General features: G+C 72.9%; 22 protein-coding genes and 1 pseudogene. 10 read left to right on the top strand and 13 right to left on the bottom strand.

Annotated features, from left to right (window positions below; translation table 11 throughout):
- Positions 1-143 precede the first annotated feature (143 nt).
- A complete protein-coding gene (locus FF36_RS18315) occupies positions 144-1,526 on the top strand; it encodes a D-arabinono-1,4-lactone oxidase (protein WP_044886336.1) in 1,383 nt (460 codons plus the stop codon).
- Positions 1,527-1,576: 50 nt separating this feature from the next.
- Here the strand turns inward: FF36_RS18315 and FF36_RS18310 are convergent, their stop codons facing one another.
- On the bottom strand, positions 1,577-1,831 hold the full coding sequence (locus tag FF36_RS18310) for a hypothetical protein (protein ID WP_044886309.1): 255 nt from the start codon (positions 1,829-1,831) through the stop codon (positions 1,577-1,579).
- Positions 1,832-1,852: 21 nt separating this feature from the next.
- On the opposite strand from FF36_RS18310, the gene FF36_RS18305 reads away from it, so the two are divergent.
- Complete coding sequence (locus FF36_RS18305) at positions 1,853-2,527, top strand: hypothetical protein (RefSeq protein WP_044886308.1); 675 nt, start codon at positions 1,853-1,855, stop codon at positions 2,525-2,527.
- Here FF36_RS18305 and FF36_RS18300 read toward each other — a convergent pair.
- Positions 2,471-3,478 (bottom strand): LysR family transcriptional regulator, encoded by a 1,008-nt coding sequence (locus FF36_RS18300; protein WP_242419102.1) that lies wholly within the window; start codon positions 3,476-3,478, stop codon positions 2,471-2,473. The genes FF36_RS18305 and FF36_RS18300 overlap by 57 nt on opposite strands.
- An 88-nt stretch (positions 3,479-3,566) precedes the next feature.
- On the opposite strand from FF36_RS18300, the gene FF36_RS18295 reads away from it, so the two are divergent.
- Positions 3,567-3,776, top strand: a complete 210-nt coding sequence (locus FF36_RS18295) for a hypothetical protein (RefSeq protein ID WP_128423335.1) — start codon at positions 3,567-3,569, stop codon at positions 3,774-3,776.
- On the opposite strand, the gene FF36_RS18290 is transcribed toward FF36_RS18295, so the two are convergent.
- From FF36_RS18290 to FF36_RS18265, 6 genes are all read right to left on the bottom strand, one after another.
- Positions 3,743-4,546 (bottom strand): ABC transporter ATP-binding protein, encoded by an 804-nt coding sequence (locus FF36_RS18290; protein ID WP_044886306.1) that lies wholly within the window; start codon positions 4,544-4,546, stop codon positions 3,743-3,745. The genes FF36_RS18295 and FF36_RS18290 overlap by 34 nt on opposite strands.
- Positions 4,546-5,436 carry an ABC transporter ATP-binding protein gene (locus FF36_RS18285; protein WP_044886334.1) on the bottom strand — a complete coding sequence of 297 codons (891 nt, stop codon included), beginning with the start codon at positions 5,434-5,436 and terminating at the stop codon, positions 4,546-4,548. Before FF36_RS18285 ends, FF36_RS18290 begins: the two co-directional genes overlap by 1 nt.
- A gap of 23 nt (positions 5,437-5,459) precedes the next feature.
- Positions 5,460-6,992, bottom strand: coding sequence for a branched-chain amino acid ABC transporter permease (locus FF36_RS18280; RefSeq protein WP_422615099.1), 1,533 nt, complete (start codon positions 6,990-6,992; stop codon positions 5,460-5,462).
- Positions 6,989-7,921, bottom strand: coding sequence for a branched-chain amino acid ABC transporter permease (locus FF36_RS18275; protein ID WP_044886305.1), 933 nt, complete (start codon positions 7,919-7,921; stop codon positions 6,989-6,991). Before FF36_RS18275 ends, FF36_RS18280 begins: the two co-directional genes overlap by 4 nt.
- Before the next feature lie 187 nt (positions 7,922-8,108).
- A complete protein-coding gene (locus tag FF36_RS18270; RefSeq protein ID WP_044886304.1) occupies positions 8,109-9,284 on the bottom strand; it encodes a branched-chain amino acid ABC transporter substrate-binding protein in 1,176 nt (391 codons plus the stop codon).
- Positions 9,285-9,675: 391 nt separating this feature from the next.
- Positions 9,676-11,070 carry a CoA transferase gene (locus tag FF36_RS18265; RefSeq protein ID WP_044886303.1) on the bottom strand — a complete coding sequence of 465 codons (1,395 nt, stop codon included), beginning with the start codon at positions 11,068-11,070 and terminating at the stop codon, positions 9,676-9,678.
- A gap of 294 nt (positions 11,071-11,364) precedes the next feature.
- On the opposite strand from FF36_RS18265, the gene FF36_RS18260 reads away from it, so the two are divergent.
- Positions 11,365-11,874, top strand: a complete 510-nt coding sequence (locus tag FF36_RS18260; protein ID WP_044886332.1) for a DnaJ domain-containing protein — start codon at positions 11,365-11,367, stop codon at positions 11,872-11,874.
- Positions 11,875-11,981: 107 nt separating this feature from the next.
- Here the strand turns inward: FF36_RS18260 and FF36_RS18255 are convergent, their stop codons facing one another.
- Positions 11,982-13,013: an asparaginase gene (locus FF36_RS18255; protein WP_044886302.1), complete on the bottom strand. Its 1,032-nt coding sequence runs from the start codon at positions 13,011-13,013 to the stop codon at positions 11,982-11,984.
- A 132-nt stretch (positions 13,014-13,145) separates the two neighbouring features.
- Here FF36_RS18255 and FF36_RS32975 point away from each other — a divergent pair, with 132 nt between their 5' ends.
- Positions 13,146-13,370: an FmdB family zinc ribbon protein gene (locus tag FF36_RS32975; RefSeq protein WP_082122017.1), complete on the top strand. Its 225-nt coding sequence runs from the start codon at positions 13,146-13,148 to the stop codon at positions 13,368-13,370.
- Positions 13,371-13,397: 27 nt separating this feature from the next.
- Here FF36_RS32975 and FF36_RS18250 read toward each other — a convergent pair whose 3' ends face one another.
- Positions 13,398-13,640: a hypothetical protein gene (locus FF36_RS18250; protein ID WP_044886301.1), complete on the bottom strand. Its 243-nt coding sequence runs from the start codon at positions 13,638-13,640 to the stop codon at positions 13,398-13,400.
- A gap of 60 nt (positions 13,641-13,700) precedes the next feature.
- On the opposite strand from FF36_RS18250, the gene FF36_RS36395 reads away from it, so the two are divergent.
- Positions 13,701-14,159, top strand: coding sequence for a hypothetical protein (locus FF36_RS36395; protein WP_044886300.1), 459 nt, complete (start codon positions 13,701-13,703; stop codon positions 14,157-14,159).
- 613 nt (positions 14,160-14,772) lie between these two features.
- Here FF36_RS36395 and FF36_RS18235 read toward each other — a convergent pair.
- Positions 14,773-15,195 carry a DUF2795 domain-containing protein gene (locus FF36_RS18235; protein WP_044886298.1) on the bottom strand — a complete coding sequence of 141 codons (423 nt, stop codon included), beginning with the start codon at positions 15,193-15,195 and terminating at the stop codon, positions 14,773-14,775.
- A gap of 211 nt (positions 15,196-15,406) precedes the next feature.
- On the opposite strand from FF36_RS18235, the gene FF36_RS18230 reads away from it, so the two are divergent.
- On the top strand, positions 15,407-16,309 hold the full coding sequence (locus FF36_RS18230) for a Rieske (2Fe-2S) protein (protein WP_044886297.1): 903 nt from the start codon (positions 15,407-15,409) through the stop codon (positions 16,307-16,309).
- Positions 16,310-16,827: 518 nt separating this feature from the next.
- On the opposite strand, the gene FF36_RS18225 is transcribed toward FF36_RS18230, so the two are convergent.
- A complete protein-coding gene (locus FF36_RS18225; protein ID WP_044886296.1) occupies positions 16,828-17,619 on the bottom strand; it encodes a metallophosphoesterase family protein in 792 nt (263 codons plus the stop codon).
- Positions 17,616-18,599, bottom strand: coding sequence for a BON domain-containing protein (locus tag FF36_RS18220; protein WP_339325614.1), 984 nt, complete (start codon positions 18,597-18,599; stop codon positions 17,616-17,618). The genes FF36_RS18225 and FF36_RS18220 overlap by 4 nt, the downstream gene beginning before the upstream one ends.
- A 417-nt stretch (positions 18,600-19,016) precedes the next feature.
- Between FF36_RS18220 and FF36_RS18215 the strand changes: the two genes are divergently transcribed.
- The 3 genes and pseudogenes from FF36_RS18215 to FF36_RS38300 all read left to right on the top strand — a co-directional run.
- Positions 19,017-19,538 carry a MarR family winged helix-turn-helix transcriptional regulator gene (locus FF36_RS18215; protein WP_396229955.1) on the top strand — a complete coding sequence of 174 codons (522 nt, stop codon included), beginning with the start codon at positions 19,017-19,019 and terminating at the stop codon, positions 19,536-19,538.
- Between the two features lie 76 nt (positions 19,539-19,614).
- Positions 19,615-20,404, top strand: a pseudogene (locus FF36_RS38305) (metallophosphoesterase family protein); the annotation flags it as partial.
- Positions 20,405-20,411: 7 nt separating this feature from the next.
- A partial coding sequence (locus FF36_RS38300) for a CapA family protein (RefSeq protein ID WP_242422599.1) occupies positions 20,412-21,144 on the top strand: 733 nt, incomplete at its 5' end.
- Positions 21,145-21,167: the final 23 nt, after the last annotated feature.

Genomic DNA, 21,167 nt, shown 5'->3' with positions numbered 1-21,167 from the left:
CGGGGGCGCGGCGTGGTCCCTCGCGGGCCGTCGGACGGACCCGCCGGGCAGGAAGCCGGCTCGGCGGTCCACGATGGGGACCGGCCGCGCCGGTGGGTCGCCCACTCGCGTCGCCGGTCGTCGGCCCCCGGACGGAGGTGCACATGGGCTCGCCCCTCGGTGAACCCGCGGCGTGGCGGAACTGGGCGGGCAACGAGACCGCCCGGGCGGTCCGGCTCGCTCGACCCCGCACCGCCGAGGAGGCGTCGGCGGTGGTGACCGCTGCCGTGCGGGACGGCCGGCGGGTCCGGGCCACCGGCACCGGCCACGCGATGAACGCGATCGGCCGGCCGGACGACGGCGGCGTGCAGATCGCCCTGGACCGCTGCGCCGATCTGGTCGCGCTCGACGGTGGCAGCGGGCTGGTGACGGTGCGCGGCGGGATGACCCTGCGCCGGCTGAATCGGCTGCTCGCCGAGGCCGGGCTGGCCCTGACCAACCAGGGCCATGGCGAGCAGGCGACGATCGCCGGGGCGATCGCCACGGGAACCCACGGCACGGGCGCCCGCTACGGCGGGCTGTCCACGCAGGTACGGGCGCTGGAGGTGGTGCTCGCCGACGGCAAGGTGGTCACCTGCTCGCGGGGGGAGCGCCCCGAGCTGTTCGCGGCCGCCCGCCTCGGCCTCGGCGCCGTCGGCGTCGTGACCTCGGTGACGCTGCAGGCCGTGCCGTTGTTCGCCCTGCACGTGCGGGAGAGCCGGCTGCCACTGGCCGAGGTGCTCGACAGCTACGGCGCGCTCGTCGAGCAGGCCGACCACGTCCGCTTCGCCTGGTTCCCGCACACCTCGACCGCGCTGGTCCGCTGGGATGACCGTCGCCCGGTCGACGACGAGCTGGCCCCGCCGCCCCGGCGACACGACCGGCTGACCGGCGGCCCGGTGTCCGGCGGCGTCTTCGAAGCCCTGATGGTCGCCGCCCGGCGGCTGCCAGCCGCGGACCGCCCCGCCGCCCAGCTCGCCGCCCGCGTCGGCGCTCTGCCAGCGGGCGGTCGGCCGTCACTCGACCTCTCCTACCGGGTGTTCGCCTCGGGCCATCCGGCGATCGTGGGTCACCCGGCGATCCGGTACAAGGAGATCGAGTACGCCGTCCCCCGCGCCGAGCTCGCCGCCGCCATGGGCGAGCTCGCCGCCGCCGTGACCCGATCCGGGGTGCGCACCGCCTTCCCCGTCGAGGTCCGCTGCGCGGCCGCGGACGAGATCCCACTGTCCCCCGCCTTCGGCCGCGACACCGCCTACATCGCTGTGCGCACCGACCGTCGCGGCCCGCACGAGAACTACTTCGGCCGCGCCGAACAGATCATGCTGGCGGCCGGCGGGCGGCCTCACTGGGGCACCCTGCACACGCTGGCCGCGGCGCAGCTACGCGAGCGCTACCCCCGCTTCGACGACTTCCTGGCCGTCCGCGACGCGGTCGACCCGGCCGGCCTGTTCGCCAACGCCCACCTCGACCGCGTCCTCGGCCCGCCCCCAGTACCTGCGGTTTCGTGAACCGTTCCGGTACTCGGGCCGAGGTATGACTGGTAGTGTGGCATCCCCGCTCATGACGTCGGCGTCAGCCGAATCGCCACCACGGGTTCTCCTGCCATTTCTTCTGGCTGATCGTCGTCGGCGTCGGTTCCCCGTGTACCCGGAGGCCAGACATTCCCATCAGCGAAGCCGAACTCGACGCACACATCTTTGACGGGGTCAGACTCGCGCCACTCGGCCAGCACGAGCCGAAGAAACTCCTCGACCGCGAACACACGCACCTTTTCCTCGCGGAACTCGAGCGACGCTATCCGAACTACCAGCACAACCCGACGCTGACCTCCGCGTTGCTCGCCGCGTCGATCACGGCGATCAATCTGCATGCGCGGATCACGCGGGCGGTCGTCACGAACGAGCTGTCCCAGGCCGAGGCGGTGCTCGGAATGGTGAACACGGACCACCCCCGACCCGCCCCGGCGACCCAGGTCGAGCGTCTGATCGACTGGCTGGAGGCTCACCGGGGTGACTTCACCTGGCAGGGCGAACCCGAACAGAACCAGCTTGGCGGGATCAGTGATTACCAGGCCTGGCTCACCGGCCCGCCCCCTCTTGCGAATCCGCCCGGCCCGGATACCCGACTGATCTGCTGGGAGGTCGTTCTCCTCGCCGCCGCAAGCGTCGGTATCTACTCCGTCGCGCAACTACGCACCGCCTACGCGGGCAACAAACTCGCCGGCACCTTCGCCCTGTTCAGCTCCCACGGCCGGACCGACATCCAGAACGACGGCCGGTCGGACTTCGCCGTGGCGAACCAGATCCAGGCGGGTGACGCGATCATGATTAAGTCCACCGCCGCGGATTTCGACCACGTCGTGGTCGCGGCCAGGCCGGACCAGGCCAATCTGCGCAACATCGAGGTTCTCTCGCTGTGGAACCGCGGCACCGGCGGCGTTCTCGGGAAGACCCTACTGGACAACCTGATCATCGATGAGGTCCAGGCGATCCGACACGCCCGCCTGTAGACCGACCGGATCAGCACCGCGCCGCCGTCCCTGGGGGAAGGCATGGTAGAGGTCGGGGGATCGGGCGGCGGCGACGATGGCGGCGAGGGTGGCGGACAGGTGCGGGGCCTGCTGGGAGCCGCGGCGCACCGCGGCGAAGATGGGCCGGATCGGCGGGACGCCGGCGATCGGTCGCAGGGCCACCTGCGGGGTGCTGGCCAGCTTCGCCAGTCGGGGGATGAGGCCGACCCCGCAACCCGCGGCGATCAGGTCGAGGACCGCGGTGTAGTCGTCGCAGCGGTGGCGCACCCGGGGAACGAATCCGGCCGCGGCGCACGCCGCGTGGGTGACCTCGTGGCAGGGGGTGCCGGCACGGCTGGAGATGAAGTCCTCCCCGCCGAGCACCTCCAGCGGCACGGCCGCGGCGGCGGCGTAGGGGTGCCCGGCGGGCAGTGCGACGTCGAGCGGGTCGTCGAGCAGCGGGATCGGTAGCAGCCGCTCGTCGAGGGGCTGGGCACCCGGGTGGGTGATGCTGACCGCGAGATCCAGGTCGCCGGCCAGCAGCAGATCGAAGCACGCGGGCTCGGCGACGTCGGACACCGACATCCGCAGCCGCGGCCGGCTCTCCCGCAACGCCGCCAGCGCCGGCACGACGATGCCGGAGATCGCCGTGGTGAAGGCCGCCACGGCCACCGACCCGACCCGCCCCTCGTTGAAGGCGGCGAGGTCCGCCTCAGCCCGCTCGAGCTGGGCGAACAGGACGTCGGCATGGCCCAGCAGCACCCGGGCGGCGGGGGTGAGCCGGACCCGGCGGCCGGCCGGGTCGAGCAGCCGCACGCCGGTCTCCTTCGCCAGGGCGGCGAGCTGCTGGCTGACCGCGGACGGCGTCAGGTGCAGCGCCGCAGCCGTGGCCACGACCGTCCCCCGGCTGTCGAGCTCCCGCAGGATGCGCAGGCGGCGCACATCGATCATGCAGAAAATCTTAGCTGTTGTGTGCAGAAAAATTAGATGGACTGCAAAGGCGTCTACCCCGATCCTCGGGATCATGATGCACGCGATCGTGACGGGCGGAGCCCTGCTGCTGGTCCTCGCCGGCTGGCTGTGGGGACCCGACACCCGCGACGGCCTGGACTGGGCCCGCCGCAACGACGGGATCAGCCCAGGAATCGGCTTCGGACCGGGCAGCGGCCTCGGCCCCCGAGGAGGGAACGATCGAGGGGACGCCGAGCGGGCGGCTCAGGCGGAGTCGGCGCGGATCACGGCGCCGTGAGCCGGGCCCGCCGCCGCGCCGCCCCGGGTCGGCGCGGGCCCCTCCGCACCCTCCGGCCCGCCGGCGACGTCCTCGCCGAGGTACGCCTGACGGACCCGGTCGTCGGCAAGCAGGGCTGCGGCCGCATCCGCGAGGACGACCCGGCCGGTCTCCAGCACGTACCCCCGCCCGGCGATCCGCAGCGCCGAGGCCGCGTTCTGCTCGACGAGCAGCACCGCGACCCCCTCCCGGTTGATCTCGGCGATCACCTCGAAGATGGTCTGGACGATCATCGGCGCCAACCCCATCGACGGCTCGTCGAGCAGGATCAGCCGCGGCCGGCTCATCAGCGCCCGGCCGATCGCGAGCATCTGCTGCTCGCCGCCCGACAGCGTGCCGCCCGCCTGGCCGATCCGCTCGGCCAGGCGCGGGAACAGCGCCACGACCCGGTCGAGGTCCGCCCGCGCATGCCGACGATCATGATAGGCGCCCATCAGCAGGTTCTCGCGGACGCTCATGCTGGGGAAGACCCGCCGGCCCTCGGGCACGTGGCTGACGCCGGCGCCGACGAGGCCGTGTGCCGGGATGGACGACAGCGGCCGGCCGTCGAGGCGCACCTCGCCGGCCCGGGGCCGCAGCAGGCCGGAGATGGTTCGCAGGGTCGTCGTCTTACCGGCGCCGTTGGCGCCGAGCAGGGTGACGATTTCGCCCTCGGCGACCTGGAGGCTGACCCCGCGCAGGGCGGTCACCGCGCCGTAGGCGACCTCGACGTCGCTCAGTGTCAACAGCATCAGCGCGCGTCCTTCCGCCCGGCGGCGCCAGGCCCGGCGGTGACGTCGGCATCGCCATCGGTGGCCTCGGCGTCGGTGACGCCGAGGTACGCCTCGATGACCGCCGGATCACGCTGGACCTCCCCCGGCGTGCCGTGGGCGATCACCCGGCCGAAGTTGAGCACGACCACCGAGGTGGCCACGGACATCACCAACCGCATGTCGTGCTCGATGAGCAGCACGGACACGCCGGTGCCGGCGATGCGGGTGATGAGCGCGGCGAGGTCGCGCTTCTCCGCCGGGTTGGTGCCGGCGGCCGGCTCGTCGAGCAGCAGCAGGCTGGGCCCGGTGCCCAGGGCCCGGGCGATCTCCAGCCGGCGCTGCTCGCCGTACGGCAGCGAGGCGGCCAGCTCGTGCGTGCGGTGGGACAGCCCGACCAGGTCGAGCAGGCTCAGCGCGTGGCGCACCCCGTCGCGCTCGGCGCGCCGGGCGTGCGGCAGGCCCAGGATCGCGCCGACCGGCCCGTACCGCTGGCGCACCTCGGTGCCGATCTGCACGTTCTCCAGGGCCGACAGGGCGGGGAACAGCCGGATGTTCTGGAAGGTGCGGGCCACCCCGAGCCGGGTGATCGCGTGCGGACGGCGGCCGACGAGCTCGGTCGGGCCGTCCGGACGCGGCCAGAAGGTCACCGAGCCCTCCTGCGGCCGGTACGCCCCGGTCAGGCAGTTGAACAGCGATGTCTTGCCGGCCCCGTTCGGGCCGATCACCGCGAGGATCTCCCCGCGGCGCTGGCGCAGCGACACCCCGTCGAGGCTGGTCACCCCGCCGAAGCGCAGCGCCAGGTCGCGGGCCTCGACGACCAGGTCGCCGGATGCGGTCTCGTCGACGTGCGGACGGCGGGCGCCGGGCACCCCGCGGTGGGCACCGGCCCGGCTCACCGCTGCCCTCCCGTCGGCGCGGCACCGAGGGAGTCGGCGGCGCCGATGCCCTCCTCCGCAAGCTCGATCTCGCGCCGGCGGCGGCGCGACGGCACGAGACCCTGCGGACGGAAGATCATCATGATCACGATGACGGCCCCGAAGTAGATGTAACGGTCCGCGGGCGGCACCTTGTCCCGCAGGTAAAAGGCGAGTCCCTGCAGGACCACGGCGCCGACGACGACGCCGAGTCGGGAGCCCATCCCGCCGAAGATGACCACCGCTACGACGAAGAACGACGCCTGGAGGCTGAAGCTCTGGGGATTGAAGAACTGCTTGGAGGCGAACAGCACGCCGGCGAAGCCCGACACCGACGCACCGATCGCGAAGGCGAGCAGCTTCATGCGCAGCGTCGCCACGCCGGTCGCCTCGGCGGCGATCTCGTCCTCCCGGATGGCGGCCCAGGACCGGCCGATCCGGGACCGTTCGAGCCGACCGAAGGCGATCATCACCCCGATGACGATGACGAGCAGCAGGTAGTAGTACGGCAGCGGGTCGATGCCCCACTTGTAGTCGATGCCGAGCAGGTCGACCGACAGGTGCGGCACGCCGAAGGCGCCGCGGGCGCCGTTGGTGATGTTGTCGGCGTTGTTGGCCACCAGGTGGATGATCTCGCCGAAGCCGAGGGTGACGATCGCCAGGTAGTCCCCGCGCAGCCGCAGCGTCGGTGCGCCGAGGATGACCCCGGCGAGCGCGGCGAGGACCAGCGCGATCGGGAAGACGAAGAACGGGTTGAGCACGAACGGCGCGTGCCACGGCATCGCGGTCTGCGAGGTGAAGTAGGCCGTCGCGTAGGCGCCGATGGCGAAGAACGCGATGTAGCCGAGGTCGAGCAGGCCGGCGTAGCCGACGACGACGTTGAGGCCGAGGGCGAGCAGCGCGTAGATGCCGATGTCGTTGACCATCGACTGCTGGGCGGCCGTCGAGACGACCAGGGGCGCGACGATCGCAACGGCGAGCAGCGCCAGGTTCAGCACGATCGGACCGCCGCGGCGACCGTAGGCCGCGCCGATCGGCGCGCGCACCGGGGCGCTCACCCGCTCCAGGGCGCCGCGCAGCTGCGCGCCGAGCACCAGCAGTACCCACAGCGCGACGGCGAGTCCCAGGTAGAGCACGATCCGGACGTCGACGATCGAGTCCTTCGCCGCCTGCAGCGGCTTGTCGGAGTTGCCGGTCGGGCCGGTGACGATCGCGGCGAGCACGCCGACCAGCAGCAGCGCGCCGAGCTGGCGCAGTCGGGCCGGGGCGAACAGCTCCGCCGGGTGCCACGCGGGCCGTGCCGGCCCGCCGCCGGGACCGCCGAGGCTGGTGGAGGCGGTGGGCTCGGCGGAGCCGGTGGGGTCGGATCGACTCCCGGCGATGCGCAGCGGCATGGTGGCGGCACCACTGCCGGGACCGGTCGGCCCGGTCGGCCCGGTCGGCCCGGTCGGCCCGGTCGGCCCGGCCGGCTCAGTCGGGCCGGGTGGGCCGGCGGCGGGAGGCGCGCTCATGCCGCCCGCCCCAGCCGCTCGCCGAGCAGGCCGGACGGTCTGATCATCAAGATCGCCACCAGGACGAGGAAGGCGATGACGTCCTTGTAGGACGCCTGGAACAGGTAGCCACCATAACTCTCGACCAGGCCGAGCAGCAGGCCGCCGAGCATCGCGCCGCGCACGTTGCCGATGCCGCCGAGGACCGCCGCGGTGAACGCCTTCACCCCAGGAACGAACCCCATGCTGTACGAGGCGTTGAACGTCATCGCGTACAGGAAGCCGCCGGCACCGGCGAGTAGGCCGCCGACGACGAACGTGATGATGATGATCCGCTCGACGTTCACCCCCATCAGGACGGCGGTGTCGGCGTCCTGAGCCACGGCCCGGATGCCCTGGCCGAGGCGGGTGCCGGCGACGAGGCGGTCCAGGCCGATGAGCATCGCGACCGCGACGGCGAAGATGACCAGCGACTGGGTGGAGACGTCGGCGCCGAAGACCGTGAAGACCGTGCCGTTGTGGAACAGGTCGGGCAGGTCGACGTTCTGCCGGCCGAACTCCTTGCCGGCCAGGTTGACAGCGAACAGCGACGCCCCGATCGCGCTGATCAGGTAGGCCAGCCGGGGCGCGGAGCGGCGCCGCAGCGGCCGGTAGGCCACGCGCTCGAGGGTGAACGCGGCGAGCCCCCCGCAGATCGCGCCGGCGCCGAGGCCGATGGCCACCAGCCCCACGGACGCGAGCCCCCCGGGCACCGAGCCGTCGTCGGGCAGCAGGGCTCGGGCGGCGAACAGGCCGCCGAAGGATCCCAGCATGAACACCTCGCTGTGCGCGAAGTTGATGAGCTGGAGAACCCCGTACACGAGCGTGTACCCGAGTGCTATGACCGCGTACAGCGAGCCGACCATCAGACCGTCGATGGTCAACTGCCAGAACTGGTCGAGGAAACCCATACGTGTGCCTCGTTCGTCGCGTGGCTCGTTCGCCTGGCCGAAGTTTCGTTCGGGTGGCAGATGTGCGTTCCGGTGACGGACGTTCATTCTGGTACTAGAAAGTCCGTTTTGCCAGGCGGATGTTTCGCCCGACGCAGCGCGGGCGGCGGCCGGAGGTGTACGCACCCGGCCACCTCCCGCACCGGTGTCAGGACTTGATCAGGTCCGCGGTGTTCCCGAGAACGGTGATCGCGCCGTTCTTGACCTGGTAGACGAACACGTTGGAACCCTTGACCTCGCCGGTGGACTCGAAGGCGACGGTCTTCGTGATGCCCTGGAAGTTCACGCTACCGAAGGCGCTCGCGACCGACTCCCGGCTGGCGTCCTTGCCGAGCTTCTTGAACACGTCCGCAAGCGCGAGCGTGGCGTCGTACGCCTCACCGGAGTAGGTCCCGGGCTTGGCGCCCTTGTTGACCTTCTTGAAGGAGGCGACGAACGCGGCGGCCTTCGGGTCGGTGTTCGCGTCGCCGCAGGGGCAGGTGAGGTAGGTGCCCTCGGCCGCGGCGGCGCCGGCCTGCGCGACGTACTGCGGGTCGAGCGAGCCGTCCCCACTGGCGATCTTGCCGGTGAAGCCCTTGTCCTTGAGCGCCTTGGACAGCAGGGCGAGCTCGGCGTAGTAGCCCGAGTAGTACAGGACGTCCGGCGCCGCGGCGATGATCTTCGTGGCCTCGGAGGTGTAGTCCTTGGTCGGGTTGATGCCGTCATGGGTGACGGCGACGCCCTTGGCCTTGAGCTCGGGCTCCAGGGCGCCGGACAGGCCGGTGCCGTACTCGCTCTTGTCGTCCAGCGAATAGACCTTCTTCGCCTGCAGGACGGAGGCCACGTAATCGGCGGCGGCCTTACCCTGCACCGTGTCCGGCGCGATGACCCGGTAGAAGGTCTTGAAGCCCAGCGTCGTCAGCGCCGGGTTCGTCGCGGACGGGCTGACCGACAGCAGGCCGGCCTGGGTGTAGGCGGGCTCGCTGGCCTTGGTGGCGCCGGAGAACATCGGGCCGACGACCGCGACAACCTTGGAGTCGTCGATCAGTTTCTGCGCGGCCGTCGGACCCTGGTCCGGGGAACCGCCGTCGTCGGACTCGACGAGCTTGAGCTGGAACGGCGAGCTCGTGTCGGCGTTCACCTCCGCGATCGCGGTCCGTACGCCGTAAAGGGCGTTCAGCCCGAGCTGCTGATTGTCGCCCGAGAGAACGCCCTGGAAGCCGATGGTGATCGTTTTCTTCCCGTCTCCGGAAGAACCACCGCCACTGTCGCTCCCACAGGCCGCGGCGGTCAACGTCACGGCCGCGGCGAGGGCTATCGCTCCCAGGAGCGGGCGCCTACGCATGCATTTCCTCCTCCGGTCCGCCGATCGCAAGCCCGATGCCACGACCGACCCAGCTACGAGCTCCCCCCGGCGCCACCGACGTCGAGCCGGCGCGCCACCGCCTAGAGGATGACGCGCCCCCTCGCGCCACCCCCGACCGCCCCCCGGAAATCGTCCCCGGACCGGCGGGATGATCCGGCCGACCCGCACGCACTCTCCGCCGAGATGGCGGAAACGTAGTCCCCGGGCAGATCGACCGAAAGTACTCATATCAGGTTGTTACCTGGATGACACAAAAGTGGTGTTCAGGCGCGCCCGCTGTTTACAATCCCCGAGGGTCGTCCTCGCGCCGCAACGTTGCCCTCGCCGCCCCGAAACCGCTCCCGCCGCCCCGAAACCGCTCCCGCCGTGGTCAGCGCGGCGCCGACCACACCGCCTGGCTGGTGCCGAGGGAGGCCGGCGGCGAGAGCCAGCGCGGTGCCACTCCGGCGACGGTCGCCGCCGGCCGGATGTACGAAAGTTCACCGAACTCGCTGCTCAGGCAGGAGCGGTAGGCGTCGACGTCGTCCGCCGTCGGGTCGGGGTGGGCAAGGGTGTCGTGATGGCCGAGATCCTGCAACCACCGCCCGGTCCGGGCCAGGGAGACCCGCACATGCCAGCTCCCGCCCTCGCTCACCCGCCGGGCGAGCGCGTCGAGCACCCCGAACGCGGCGAGGTAACCGGTGCCGTGATCGAGCGCCTGCGCCGGCAGCGGCACCGGGCTCGACGTGCCGGCTGCCTCGGCCGTGGCGAGGACGATCCCCGAGGCGGTCTGGACCAGGCTGTCGAAGCCGCGCAGCCCGCTCCACGGCCCCTGCCGTCCGTAGGCGCTGATGCTGGCGTAGACGATCCCCGGTCGCATCCGGGCGACGGCGTCCGGGCCGAACCCGAGCCGGTCCAGCGCGCTCGGCCGGTAGGCCTGCAGGACCACGTCCGCGGACGCGATCAGTTCCCGCAGCCGGCGGGCGTCGGCGGCGACCCGCAGGTTGAGGAACGCGTTGCGTTTACCGAACCCCGTGTCGACCAGCAGGCTGTGCACCTCCGGCAGGTGGGCCGCGCCGACCCGCAGCACGTCCGCGCCGTAGGCGGCGAGCGTGCGCCCGGCGATGGGGCCGGCGATGACGCGGGTCAGGTCCAGCACCCGCAGGCCGGCGGCCGGCGTCTCCGTCGGTGCGAACCGCGCCGGGGGGGCGTCGCCGAGCCGGCTCACCTCGATCAGCGGCAGTTCGGCGACCGCCCTGGCCTGCCGGTGCTCGGCCCACTCCGGCTCCGCGCGTGCCATGCTCGCGCACAGCCCCATGGCCTGCAGCTCCAGCTCCAGCGACGCGGCCTCGACGCGCCGGATCACCCGCTCGACGGCGGCGCGGTCGTTCGGCGCTCCGAGCAGATCCAGCACCCCGTTGCGGTGGTGCGGGAAGTTGCAGTGAAGCTGGATCCAGCGACCGTCGGCCGTGCGGTAGTAGCCCGAGATCGGGTCCCACGGGCCGGGCGGCGCCTTCCCGTCGATGCGCAGGTGGCGCTCGCTGCGGAAGGCGGCACCGGCGTGGCGGGTATCGAGGGTGATGTCCGGGGGGCCGCCGCCGGTGCGGGCGGCCAGCAGCCGCCCGGCCCCGATCGCCGCGGCCGCCACCGAGGCGGTCGCGACCGTCGTCACCCGGTAGAGGCTGGGCAGGACGTCGGCCGGGCCGGTGACCGTCAGCCGGTCCCCGATGCCGGGCTCCCCCACGAGTGACGCGACCTCATCGACGATCTTCGCGACCTGCGCCATGTCCCCATCCCGTTTCACCCGTGCGCACGCTCCGCGCCGGCCCCGGCGGCGCGCCACCGGCTGGAGCCGGGGGCGTGACCTGCCCCGCACGTAGGGGGCTGGTCGCAAGCGCGAAACGATCACTAAAATCGCAGAGTGCGTAGAATGTTACTTTGAGCATCGGTCGGGTTGATGGTCTCGGGCTCGCCTTCGGGCGGTTCGGCGCTCATTCTGGTCACGTGCCCGTACTTTCGCCATGACGCGGTGCCGCCGGACCACCCGATCGGGTGGTCGAGGACGGCCGGGGAGGCGCCCGTGGGTGCGAAGCCCTCGCTGTACGAGGTCCTGGGGTTGGCGCCGGGCGCCACCGCGGACCAGATCCGCCACGCCTACCGGGTCGCCGCGCGGCGCACCCATCCGGATGCCGGCGGCTCGTCGCCGGCCTTCGCCCGGGTCAACGTGGCCTACCGGATCCTCAGCGACCCCGGCCTGCGCCGCCGCTACGACCTGCGGCTCGCCGACAGCGCCGGCTCCCGACAGCCACCACCGGGAGCCGATCCGCCCGCGCCGCGGCCCGGCACCGACCCGGTGGTGCCGCGGCCCGGCGCCGACCCGGTGGTGCGGCGGCGCTATCTGATCCTGATGTCGATCGCGCTTGCCCTGTTCATCGCGGGTGGCACCGTGGTCCGGATGTACTCCCTCCCGGCCGCCATGGTCATGATGGTGATCGCGGCGATCATCCCGCCGGTGGCCGTCACCGTCGCGGGCCGGCCCCGCCTGCCCCCCGAGCCGACTCAGCACCACCGGCCGGGGCGGCGAGGCTAGGGACACCGCGCCGCTGCCGTCGGCGCCGCAGCGGGCGGGTGGTCGGGAGCCGCGCGCGGTCGGCGGCCCGGCCCCCCAGAGTTGGTCAGCCGGGCAGGCGGACCCGTTCAGCCGGGCAGGCGGACCCGTAGAGAGCCGACGGGACGCCCGCCGCCAAGCACCGTCGGCGCCCCAAGCACGGCGAGCTGCGCCATGTCCAGCTCGAGATGTCCCGGGGTGTCCATCCCGGGCAGCGCACCCAGGCGGTTCAGCGCGGCCAGCGCGACCGGGATGCCCGCCCGCCCACCCCCGTCCGCGATCTTGATGGCCACGGTGTGCCCGTCGAGCGTCGCGACCAGGGTGACGCCCTCGGCGCCGTTCTTCGCCAGCACGCCCGGCGCCGCGCGCATCAGGTCGGTGTCGGGACGCCCGCCCCCGCCTACCAGCTCGGGATGGGCGCGCATGGCGTCGACGACGCGCCGCTCCGGGCTGCCCGGCGCCGCCTGCACCATCGCCCGCAGCCCGCGGGCGAGCCCGGTGAGCGAGAACGCGAACAGCGGCGCGCCACAGCCGTCCACCGCCGTGCCGGCGATCTCCTCGCCGGCCAGGTCCTCGACCGTCCGGCGGATGACCTGCTGCAACGGATGGTCCGGCTCGGTGTAGTTCGCCACCGGCCAGCCGGCGGCCACGCAGCAGGCGATCATTCCGGCGTGCTTGCCCGAACAGTTCATCAGGACCGGTTCGGCGCGCCCGCCGGCGCGCAGGTGGGCCTCGGCCGCAGCGGTGCCCAGCGGCAGGTCGGCGGGGCAGCGCAGGGCGTCCGCGGAGAAGCCGGCGACGGAGAGGATTTCCAGCACGCGGGCCAGGTGGGCCGGCTCGCCACTGTGTGAGCTCGCGACCACGGCCAGCAGGTCGCTCGGGATGTCTCGGCTCAGGAAGACCCCATCGAGACCGGCCCGCAGCATCGCGGCGGCCTGGAAGGGCTTGGCGGCCGAACGGGGGAACACCGGCCTTTCGGGCGCGCCCACCCGCAGCGCGACGGCACCATCGCGGCCGAGACCCACGACGGTGCCGTGATGCAGGCTCTCGACGAACGGCGCGCCGCTGCGCAACCCCCGGACGACCTCGGCGACCACCTGCGGACCTTCCGGTGGCTCCATGGCTGTCAGGGTACGACGGCGGTCCCGCCGGGGCGGCCGCCATGCCACATCCCCCACATCCGGCGAAAACGGCCACTCCTGGTGCCGGTCGAACCGCTACCCGGACGTGACCGGGCCGCATACCCTGATGATGTGCCTGCCTACGACTACCGCTGCCGGGTGTGCGACGCCTCCTTCGAGGTCCGTCGGAGCATCACCGAATCCACCCCGACCGACGGGGTGACCTGCCCGTCCGGGCACGCCGAGACCTCGCGGGTCTTCTCCGCGGTGGCCGTCAGCCGCGGCGCGGCCGCCCCGGCCATGGCGGCGCCGACGGGCGGCGGCGCAGCGTGCTGCGGTGGGGGTTGCTGCGGCTGACGCCGCCCCGCCTCACCGCTGGCGGACTCACCGCTGGCGGCCTGCCCCACGGCTTTTCCCCGGCCCGCGGGCCGCTCGGCTGCGGGGACCGACGTCCACCTGGCGGTCGCGCTGGCCACCTGACGCCGCCGCCCGGTCCTCGACCAGGCGTCGGCGAAGCAGCCGCAGCGTCTCGTCCCGTTCGGTCTGGTTCAGGCCGGCGACGAGGGTCTGCAACAGGCCGCCCGATCCGGGTTGTCGGTCACGGTTACCGAGCCCACGCGTACCCATGAACTCACTCCTACCCACGGGTGTGGAACGTCACGCGGCACCTCCCGGAACCCGCGTGCGGTGACGGGCCGCGCGCCGGCCCGCTGCCTGGCCGGACCGGTGCCGGTCACCGCCCCCGTGTCCGGGGCGGTGGATCAGCCCGACGCCCCCGGACGATCGGCCCGCCCGCCCGAGGCAGCGGCCCGCTCCGAACGATCGGCCGGCCACCGCCGGGTCGCCCGCACCACGCTCGCCGCGCCGAATCCCCCGGCCGTCCGCGCCGCCAGCTTCTCCTTCGTCGCGCGACCCGTCTTCGTCGCCTGGCCTGCTGAAGTCGCCTGGCCTGCTGAAGTCGCCTGGCCTGCTGAAGTCGGCCTCGTTGCCGACGCCGCCCCCGCTGCCCGCGTCGACTGCCCGGCCCGCTGCGGGCGCGCCGGCCTGCGGGCCGAGCGGACGGACGAGCCGAGCGAGCGGCGCGACGAGCGTAGGAACGTCAGCGCGACCGAACCCGCGTCGCCCAGCGAGGCCCGTGCCGCCTGACTGTAGGTGTGCACGACACGCCGGTCGAAGGTGGGCGGCCCGAAGATCATGATCCAGGCGACACCGAGCGCCCACAGGCCGGCCAGGGCCCCGAAGGCCAGCACCCCGAAAGCACCCAACAGTGCGAAGAACACCAGGAACGCGACGCTCGCGGCCAGCCCCCAGCCGATCAGGCGGCCAAGGCTGATCGGCTCCGCCGGTCCCCGCCGAGCAGCGGGCGGCCTGGCCGAAGCGGATGCCGCCGCCCGGACCGACGCCGGGCGCGCCGCCCGCGCGGAGGGGGACCTCAGGTCCCGGCTCGAGGCCGAACCAGCCACCGCGGCCGGTCCGGTGCCCCCGGAAGCCGGGGTTGCGGAGCCGCGGGCGGTAACTGTGCGTGGCCGTTGATCCAGCACGGTGCGTCCCATGGCTGCTCTGTGCCCCGGTGGTGCCGGCATCATGCAATCGTCCTCATGACGACCGCCACATTTCCCTGCCACTCAACGGTTTCCCACCGGAGGGCCGCGGTGTCGGTGCCGTCGGACAGCGCCCGCCCGCACCTCTCCCGCGGACCGGATCACAGCCCCGCACCCGCACCCGCCCCGCGGTCCGACCTTCGGCCGAACGCGGTCCGTCAGCGCCGCAGCGGCTGGGCGTCGGTCCCCTGGCGCAGCACCCGCCACAGCTCGCCGACGGAGGTGAACTGGATGCTGGGCGGCGCCGCGGCGACCTCCTCGATCACCCGGTCCGGGGCGTTCTGGTGGCGGAGATGATCCATGATCTCCTCCCGCTCGGCGGGAAAGACCGCCCGGCCGAGCCAGCGGGCAAGCTCGGACCGCTCCTCGACGTCGGCCAGCGTCATGCCGGCCGCCGCCCCGGTCCGGGACTGGGCGGGGTCCGGGAACTGCGCGTCGCCGGGCAACTCGTCCGTCGGTTCGACGGAACGCCACTCCTCCGCCCGGGTGTCCCGGCCGCTGCGCACGAACCCGGAGACCTCGTGCGCCATGGCGTCGTCCCGCCACGGGCCGTGCTTGGAGCTTCCCCGATCCACTGCCATGTCTCGTTCCTTCCCTCCGTCGCCACCGCGGACGGCGACGGGTGGTCGAGAAACCGACGGCCCGCGGCGGACTGCGCGCGTGGATGGGCGGTCACCCCGTTCGTCCCGCCGGATCCGCGTCGCGCAGAGGATGTACACGCTGGGGCACGAAACAAACCCTCCGCCGAGCGGCGCGGTTCGCCGGCAAGCCCGGATGGGAACACCCAGAGGCATGAGGCGGACACCGCACGATGTCCTCGTCGGACCGGCCGAGCGCCTGGAGCGGGCCGAAGCCCTCGATCCGGTGGCAACGAAGGTCCGCGACCGCGTCCGGCACAGCCTGGGGCCCGGTGCGGCGCGCGACCTCCTCAACGGGGTGCCGCTCGGGCATCCGCTGCACCCCGCCCTGGCCCAGCTTCCGCTGGGGACCTGGCTGTCCGCGGGGATCGTGGACCTGCTTGGCGGGCGCGACGAACGGTCCGAACGGGCGGTGCGGGTACTGATCGGCTCGGGCCTGCTCGCCGCCGGGGCGGCCGCGGCCGCGGGCCTCGCCGACTACTCCGAGCTGCGCCAACGTCAACTGCGCGTCGGCGTGGCCCATGCCGGCGCCAACAGCCTGGCCGCCGGCTGCTACCTCGCGTCGTTGCTGGCCCGCTGGGGCGGGCACAACGGGCTGGGCCGACGGCTGGGACTGGCCGGGCTCGCCGTCGCGGGGATGTCGGCCTATCTGGGAGGTCATCTCGCCTACCGGCAGGCGTCGGGGGTCAACCACGCCGAGGAGGTCGCTCACCTGCTGCCGCCCGGCTGGCACCGGGTCGCCCGGCTGGACGAGCTCGCCCCGGGCCGCCCGGAGGTCCGGCTGCTCGGCGAGGTGCCGCTGCTGCTGCTCCGGCAGGGGGATCACGTCGACGTCCTCGCGGACCGGTGCAGCCACCTGGCGGGGCCGCTGCACGAGGGGAGGGTCGTGATCGACGACGGCGTCACCTGCGTGCGCTGCCCCTGGCACGGCAGCACGTTCCGGCTGGCCGACGGGGCGGTCGCACACGGCCCTGCGACCGCCGGGCAGCCCCGGCTGGAGGTGGCGGTCTCCCATGGCGACGTCGAGGTGCGGCTGTCCGACGCCGGAGTCTCGTGACCTCCACTGTGGGCCCCGAGACCTCCGCCGCGAGCGCTGGACGCTCCGGGCGCGTCGGGCGAGTGCACCGCCTGCCCCATATGGACGATCCGGGGGCACCACGGGCGGGCCATTCGTTCGGCCAGTAAATAGTCCGGTCGAGTCAGACGTCCGGCGACTCGCCATGGCGGCCGGTGTGCCCCGCGCGGGGAGTGGATGGCCCGACCGGGCACACCCGAGAGGGGCAGAAAGCCCCGGATCGGACCGTCGACGGCCTAGGTGACACGCCCGGACGGACCATGTCCCCGCGGGGGGCCCACGCGGGTGATGGCGGCCCGGGCGGCGGGCCCGTTCGGGCGGGTGCTCCCCGCCCACACCCGCTCAAGCAACACGGGAGTGCATCCCCCACCTGGGCCATGGGGGAGCCCTCCATTCTGACTATTCAGATCCGCCGACGCCTCTCTGGCCGTCGCGGCAGGCCGGCGGACCGACGATCGGGCGGCGGAGGACCGGCCGTCACCGGGGCCGTCGGGCGACGGTCACGGCGCCGTCGGGGCCGCGAGATCAACCGACGGCGACGGCGACGGCGCCGCCATCCGTGCCCCCTCGACGGTCGCCCCGGAGCCGACGGCATAGAGCGCGCAGGGCTTTCCGATCACGGGTCGGGCAACATTGCGGACCGGCACTCCGCCCGCCGTCGACCCGCGTTCCGAGCCCGCATGGGCGTGTCCGTGCAGGGCGAGGGCGGCACCCCCGGCATCCATCGCCTCAGCGAGGTGATAGCTGCCGAGAAAGGGATAGATCTCGGCCCGCTCACCGATCAGAGTGTCCGGAATCGGGGCGTAATGGGTCAAAGCGACACGGGTATCGCAGTCGAGCGCCTCCAGGGCGTACCGGAGTCGGGTGGCGGCCTCCTTCGTATGCCGGACGAAGGCCTTCATCAGCGGTTCGCCGAAGTCGGTTCCGCTGGCCCCGGCAAAGCCGCCGCCGAATCCCTTGACGCCGGCGATCCCGAGCCGTGCACCGTCGATGTCCACCACCGTTCCGGTGCCCTCGAGCACCGTCACGCCGGCCGCGGTGAGGATGGCGGTGATCTCCTGCTCCGCATTGCTGTGATAGTCGTGGTTGCCGAGCACGGTGATGACGGGCAGCGGCGCGCCCGCCACCTCGGCCGCGACAACCTCGGCCTCGGCGGGCAGCCCGTGCTGGGTGAGATCGCCCGCCAGCAGCAGCACATCGGCGCGCCCGGCGAGGCCGCGGACGACCGGTGCGAAGGTCCCGCCGCTGTCCGTTCCCAGGTGGATGTCGCCGACCGCGGCGATGCGCATCATGAAATGGTCTCCACCTTCGTGGTCCCATCGGCCGCCGTGGCGCGGCCGATGACGGTGACCTCGTTGCGGACCAGCCGGCCGGGGACTGCCTCGGCCAGCACGTCCGCGACCGCCCGGCGGCGGTCGTCGGTGGCGACCTCGCCCTCGACGAGGATGCACCCGTCGGCGACCGCCACCTCGAGCCCGAGCTCCGCGACCCGTGGATCCTCGGCGAGGCGTTCGTGCAGCTCTCCGGCAAGGTATTCGTCGGCCTCGGCCAGGTCCAACTTCCCCCCCAGGTCCACCTGGCCCGCTGGTTCGCGGCCGTCTTCTTTCTTGCCAACCCGCAAACCAATGCCTTCCGGGGCGCGTCCTTCCGTCTTGCCGCCTTCCGCCGTGCCACCTTTCGTTCCGCCGCGCCGCGCCGCCCCGGACCGGGCAATCCCGCCGCCCGACGCGACAATCTCGCCGGGCCGGGCGGCGACCGGGGCGGCATCGACCGGCGGAATGAGATTGAGCCGGGTGGCGACCAGCAACGCGGCCTCGGCGAAGGGCGAGGCGGCGGTGGATCGGCGAACCTGGTCCCAGTCGACCTGCTCGCGCATCGCCCGGATCATCGGCAGGACCCGGGCCAGATCGCAGTAGCGCTCCTCCAGGGCCAGCAGGGTCATCTCGAACCAGTCCGTGGCGTCCAGGACGGGCATCCGAACCGAGTCCACCGACATCTCGCTGGACCGTTCCAGCATCTCCGGAGTTACCGCCCGACCGACCGGATGATGGATGAGATCGACGAGCACCTCGCCGTCGAACACCTTGGTGAGCCAGTCCTCCGGCGGATCCACCGGACGCAGGCCGGCCGCGGCCAGAACCTCGACCGCCCGCGGCACGTCCTCTTCCCGCAGCATGAAATCGACGTCGTGAACGGGTTCGGGACCGCCGCGGGCCCAGCACGCGTAGCTCCCCCCGAGGGCGAACGGGATGTCCGCCTCCTTCAGGGTCACGGCAACCCGTTTCAGACTCTCCCGCAGACCTCTGGGCGCATCCTCCATACCGCAGCCCGTACCCGCCTGTGCCCTGTGATGCACCTCGCGCGTGGCGCCGGGTGGTCGCGGGTGCCCCTGTCACGAACGCGACATCCCCGAATGGCTACCCCAAAGCGGTGACAAGAGTACTACGCAAGTGCCGGGATGTCCGGCTATCCGTAGTTATAATTTCACTACATGCCACAGGAGTTACGGCTTCGACGTCGGAGCGCCACCCGATTCTCACACCCTGGCGACAACGAGCGTCGGCATGAGCGATGATGACCTTTGCGGCGAACTCGTCGGCCGCCCACTTCGACACCGGATTGGAAGCGAACCCTGAACGCGCGCACACGATCCGACCAGTTGCCCAGGGGTGTCGGTGAAGACACCGGCGTGCTGGAACATTCCGGCGAGCGCCTACCCGGGCAACGCGCCACCGGGACGGCCACCCTGTCCCCGCAGCCGGCCGAGCCGCCCAGCACCAGCGGTGTGGTGGACATGTCCAGCCACCCGGGCCAGCTCGCTCGTCGGCTGCAGCAGGTGACCTACCAGCTATGGACGACAACCGTCTCCACCGAGACCACTCCGCCGCAGTTCGTGGTCCTCAACAGCCTCCTCGCCGATCCCGACATCGATCAGCGCACGCTCGGCGAACGAGCGTCGCTCGACAGATCCACGGTCGCCGATGTGGTGGCGAGGCTCGTCCAGCGAGGTCTCATCCGCCGGGTCCGCGACCCGCGTGACGGCCGCCGCAACGTGCTACGGCTGACCAAGCGAGGCGAGTCGACCCACGGCCAGGTGGCAGACCGCATCGAACAGATGAACGACAAGCTGCTGGCCCCCCTGTCCCGGGAGGAACAGGGCGCGCTGCTCTCCATGCTGACGCGGATCGTCGACCAGGGCGGCCCGCGCTAGCAAGATCGCCACTCATCGTTTACATTCGGTAACGCTAGGACGTCGATTCGATTCGATCCGACCGGCACCGAGGACGATGCTGCGACTCCGTCAGCCCGACGCGCGGCGTCGTACCCGATCACCTGGCGCCCCGCTCCCGGGCCTGTCCGCACTTCGGCGACTCGCTGTCGTCGGGCTCGCCGGTCTCGCGGTCGGCACCGTCGGCATCACCGCCTCGTCCCCGCTCCACGGGCGCGAGGCCGCCCGGCCCGCCAGTTCCATCCCGGCGGGCCGTCCCGACCGCGGTGAGCCCGACGGCGGTACGCACGCCGCCGGCCCCGACCTGCCCGCCGATCGTGACCCGACCGGCGGGGGCCCGCCACACGCCATTCGGCCGGGTCAGACCCGGCCGAATGGGGCCAGTGCCTCGTTCGGTCCCGAGGCCACGGCCATCACCGTCGTCGCGACGGGCGAGATCGACCTGTCCCGGGCGGTCGACCCGCGGGCGGCCGTGTCGCCGCTGCGCGGCTACGGCACCGCGGCCGATCTCGCCCTCTGCCGGCTGGCGGCACCCCTGCCCGCGTCCCCCGACGTCCCGGACGCCCCGGATCGCCGGTCCGCCGGCGGGGATGGCACCGCCGGCGGGGATGGCACCGCCGGCGGGAATGGCACCGAAGGCGGGGATGGCGCCGCCAGCGCCCTCGCCGACGCCGGTTTCGACCGGTGCGACACGGGCGGCGTCGGACCGCCCGGCAGCGCGGCGCAGCGGCGCACCGCTGCGGCCCTCGACCGCGCGGGCATCGCCGCGTCCGTCCCGGCGGACGCGGGCTCCCGGGCGCCGATCGGGACCGAGACGGTCCGGGGAACGCGGATCGCTCTGCTTTCCTNCCTCGNCCCCGCCGGCACGACCGCCCGGACCGCGCTCACCGCCGAGCGGATCGGCCAGGACGCCGCCCGCGCCCGCTCCGACGGCGCGGATCTCGTCGTCGCGCAGCTCGCCTGGGGCCGGCCCGGCCAGCGGGCTGTGACGCCGCACCAGCGCGACCTGGCCCACGCGCTGCTCACCTCGTCCGACGTGGACCTGATCCTCGGCGCCGGCGGCGGGAGCCCGCTGGCGATCGAGCGGATCGCCGGCCGCTACGTCGCCTACGACCTGGGCACCCTGATCGGCACGCAGGCGTCCGGCGACCGCGCGGGCGCCACGGCGGACAGGCCGGCGGACAGGCCGGCGGTCGGCGGGTCGCCCGCGCCGGGCCGCGACGGCGTGCTGCTGTCCATCCAGGTTCGGCGCACGGCCCTGGGCTGGACGGTGGCCGGCCTCACCTACACGCCGACCTGGGCGGATCCCGCCGGCGCCGCGGCCTGGCCGATCGCGGACAGGCTGGACGACCGCAGCGCGCCCGCGCAGGATCAGGCCCTGCTGACTGCCTCCTGGCAGCGCACGATCGCGGCCGTCGGGGCACTCGGCTCGACCGACGGGGTCCGGGTCGACCGGGTTCCCCACGATCCACCCCCGGACCGTCCAGGCGGGCCTGCCAGCCCCCGGAGCCCGGCCGGCCATCCGCAGAGCTCGCCCATCGGGAACCAGCACGGATCCCATCCGCCCTGGCCGAACAAGAGGCAATAGATCGAACCTAGTGCAATTAGCGT

This window comes from Frankia torreyi (assembly GCF_000948395.1).
GTDB classification, from domain to species: Bacteria; Actinomycetota; Actinomycetes; order Frankiales; family Frankiaceae; genus Frankia; species Frankia torreyi.
This window is presented reverse-complemented; position numbering and strand designations above follow the sequence as displayed.

Excerpts from the sequence above, each read along its gene's own strand:
- FF36_RS18315 (WP_044886336.1), top strand. The coding sequence starts at position 144 with ATGGGCTCGCCCCTCGGTGAACCCGCGGCGTGGCGGAACTGGGCGGGC.
- FF36_RS18300 (WP_242419102.1), bottom strand. The coding sequence starts at position 3,478 with ATGATCGATGTGCGCCGCCTGCGCATCCTGCGGGAGCTCGACAGCCGG.
- FF36_RS18290 (WP_044886306.1), bottom strand. The coding sequence starts at position 4,546 with ATGCTGTTGACACTGAGCGACGTCGAGGTCGCCTACGGCGCGGTGACC.
- FF36_RS18280 (WP_422615099.1), bottom strand. The coding sequence starts at position 6,992 with ATGAGCGCGCCTCCCGCCGCCGGCCCACCCGGCCCGACTGAGCCGGCC.
- FF36_RS18275 (WP_044886305.1), bottom strand. The coding sequence starts at position 7,921 with ATGGGTTTCCTCGACCAGTTCTGGCAGTTGACCATCGACGGTCTGATG.
- FF36_RS18270 (WP_044886304.1), bottom strand. The coding sequence starts at position 9,284 with ATGCGTAGGCGCCCGCTCCTGGGAGCGATAGCCCTCGCCGCGGCCGTG.
- FF36_RS18265 (WP_044886303.1), bottom strand. The coding sequence starts at position 11,070 with ATGGCGCAGGTCGCGAAGATCGTCGATGAGGTCGCGTCACTCGTGGGG.
- FF36_RS18255 (WP_044886302.1), bottom strand. The coding sequence starts at position 13,013 with ATGGAGCCACCGGAAGGTCCGCAGGTGGTCGCCGAGGTCGTCCGGGGG.
- FF36_RS18250 (WP_044886301.1), bottom strand. The coding sequence starts at position 13,640 with ATGGGTACGCGTGGGCTCGGTAACCGTGACCGACAACCCGGATCGGGC.
- FF36_RS18235 (WP_044886298.1), bottom strand. The coding sequence starts at position 15,195 with ATGGCAGTGGATCGGGGAAGCTCCAAGCACGGCCCGTGGCGGGACGAC.
- FF36_RS18230 (WP_044886297.1), top strand. The coding sequence starts at position 15,407 with ATGAGGCGGACACCGCACGATGTCCTCGTCGGACCGGCCGAGCGCCTG.
- FF36_RS18225 (WP_044886296.1), bottom strand. The coding sequence starts at position 17,619 with ATGATGCGCATCGCCGCGGTCGGCGACATCCACCTGGGAACGGACAGC.